The sequence below is a fragment of the Paracoccus nototheniae genome (assembly GCF_004335005.1).
Lineage (GTDB): Bacteria > Pseudomonadota > Alphaproteobacteria > Rhodobacterales > Rhodobacteraceae > Paracoccus > Paracoccus nototheniae.
Map to the genome: position 1 here is coordinate 1 of NZ_RQRT01000152.1, position 2,725 is coordinate 2,725.

The following is a 2,725-nucleotide window of genomic DNA, read 5'->3' on the forward strand; positions in this document are numbered from 1 at the left end:
GGGTGGGCCGAGCCGCCCGCCTATACGCGGCGGCCGACGATTTATCTGAACGCCTTGGCCGAGGGCGCCGGGCTGGAACTGCCCAAGGGCAGCACGGTCAGCTTTCGTCTGTATGGCAGCGCGCCGGCGGTGACGCAGGATATCGGGCAGGCTGTGGGCGAGGATGCCGATGCGCCCGCCTTTCGTGCCGACCAATCGGGCGCCATCGAGATTGCCGGGCGCCGCTTTGACGTGACCGTGCTGCCCGATGCCGAGCCGGTGATCCGGGCGGGGGCCGCGCCGACCCGTCGCGCCGATGGGCGCATGCTGCAGGATTACGAGGCGGCGGACGATCATGGCGTGGTCTCGGCCAAGGCGGTGATCGCGCTGGATCTGCCTGCGCTGGACCGTCGCTTTGGTCTGGCCACCGCGCCCGAGCCAAGGGCTGCGCTGGAGCTGGATCTGACCCTGCCGCGCGGCGACCGGCGCGAGATCCGGGGCCAGCTGGCCGAGGATCTGTCGCGCCACCCCTGGGCCAACCTGCCGGTCACGGTGACCCTGCGCGCGGTGGACGGGATCGAACAGGTCGGTCAGTCCGACCCGCTGGCCGTCGCCTTGCCGGGGCGGCGGTTCTTCAACCCCTTTGCCTCGGCCCTGATCGAGATGCGCCGCGATTTGTTGTGGTCGCGCGACAATGCCGGACGCAGCGCCGAGATCCTGCGCGCCGTGACCTGGCAGCCCGAGGGCTTTGTGCCCGACGATCTGTATGCCGAATTGCGCGGCGCGGTGCGGCTGCTGGAAGGTGACGGATTTACGCCGGAGGCCCGCGACAGGCTGGCCGAGGCGCTGTGGGCGGCGGCGGTGCAGCTGGAGGATGGCGGGCTGGCCGATGCGCTGGAGGCCATGCGCGAGGCGCAACAGAAGCTGTCGGAGGCGATCCGCAACGGCGCCAGCCCCGACGAGGTGCAGCGCCTGATGGACGAGCTGCGCGCGGCGACCGACGCTTATACCGACATGCTGGCTCAGCAGAGCCAGCCGGAGGATCGCACCGACAGCCCCGACCGGGGCGAGGAGCCCGGCCAGCAGATCACCGGCGACCAGATTCAGGAGATGATGGACGAGATCCAGCGCCTGATGAACGAGGGCCGCATGGCCGAGGCCGAAGCCCTGCTGGAGCAGTTCAACCGGATGATGGAGAATTTGCAGGTCCGGCAGGGACAGCAGGGCGAGGGTCAGGAGGGCGGGCAGGGCAGCCGGCCGATGAACCGTCTGGCCGACACCCTGCGCGACCAGCAGCGCCTGTCCGACGAGGCCTTTCGCGACATGCAGCGGCAGTTCGGGCAGGGGCAGGATCAGGGCCAGGGTCAGGGCGAACCCGGCGCGGATGGCGAGGGCGGCGAAAGCCTTGCCGACCGCCAGCGTGCGCTGCGCGAGGATCTGGGGCAGCAGCAGGGGCTGATGCCGGGTCAGGGCTCGCCCGAGGGGGATGCCGCGCGGCGCCAGCTGGACGAGGCGGGCCGCGCGATGGACGAGGCCGAACAGGCCCTTCGCGACGGCGATCCCGGTCAGGCCCTGCAGCGGCAGGCCGATGCGATCCAGTCCATGCGCGAAGGCATGCGGGCGCTTGGCGACATGCTTGCGCAACAGGGCCAGCAGGGTCAGGACGGCGAGCAGGGTCAAGAAGGTCAGCAGCCCGGCAATCAGCCGGGGCAGACGGCGCAAGGCGGTCCGGGGCAGATGCCGCAGGACGGTCCCCCGGCGCTGGACCCCCTGGGTCGCGAAAGCGGGGGCGGCGGCAATGTCGTCGCGAATGGCGATCCTCTGGCCGAGGGGATGGACCCGGCGCGGCGGGCCCGCGATCTGCTGGACGAGATTCGCCGCCGCAGCGGCCAGCCCGACCGGCCTCAGGACGAACGGGATTATCTGGGCCGCTTGCTGGACCGGTTCTAGACCCTAGCGGAACAGCCCCTGCAGCCAGAGGCGCGTCTGATCCAGATCGGCGCGCCAGCCGCCCGCCGGGCTGGCCTCATCCATCGGCGCCAGCAGGGAAAGGCCCGCCAGCACCAGCACCGTCACCAGCGCCAGAAGAAACCCTGCGCGATAGCCGCCGCGCGGTTGCGGGGCGGCTTCGGGGATCACCGCAGGCAGATCCGCCCGTTGCGGCGCAGGCTGCACGGGTCGCAGAACCGGGGCAGGGGTCAGCATCGCCGCATGGGGCTGGCCCTGGCGATGCGGGGCGGGCGTATCCTGTGGGTCATCGTCGGGATAGACGAGGCGATCGGCGATGGGATCATTCGCGCGATCAGCTGCGGGCTGCGGATGTGTCGGGCCGGGCTGAGACGGGACCACAGGCGGCGCCGGGGGAATGACCGGCGGTTGCGCCATCGGCGTCATCGACCGGGTGCTGCCCGCGGGCAGGGTCACGGTGGTGGCGGGCCAGTCGATATCGTCGCCCGCAATGGGGCCACGAGAGATGTCGCCGTCTTCCGTCGCCGGGTAGGGGGGCGACTGGACCGGATCGGCCTCGATGGACATCGGGGCCGGGGTCACGGGCGGACGCGGCGGCTGATAGGGTGGCCGATGTCCGGCCTGCTTCTCCGGTGGGATCGGCTGGTGGGGCGCCCTGTCGGCTGTCTGACCGGCTTCGGTCGGCGCAGGCGCGGCTGTCTCGGACTGGCGCAATTGCTGTTCGCGCCGGGCCTCGTCGCGCAGCAGATCGAGGATCTCGGGCGACAGGCGCTTGCGG

Annotated in this window: 1 protein-coding gene and 1 pseudogene; one reads left to right on the plus strand and one right to left on the minus strand. The window is 71.3% G+C overall.

Features of this window, described 5'->3' with window-relative positions; translation table 11 throughout:
- Positions 1-1,929 (plus strand): DUF4175 domain-containing protein (locus EG885_RS22165; RefSeq protein ID WP_131579012.1); only part of this gene is annotated, 1,929 nt, incomplete at its 5' end.
- Positions 1,930-1,932: 3 nt separating this feature from the next.
- On the opposite strand, the pseudogene EG885_RS22930 reads toward EG885_RS22165, so the two are convergent.
- A pseudogene (locus tag EG885_RS22930) lies at positions 1,933-2,725 on the minus strand (hypothetical protein); the annotation flags it as partial.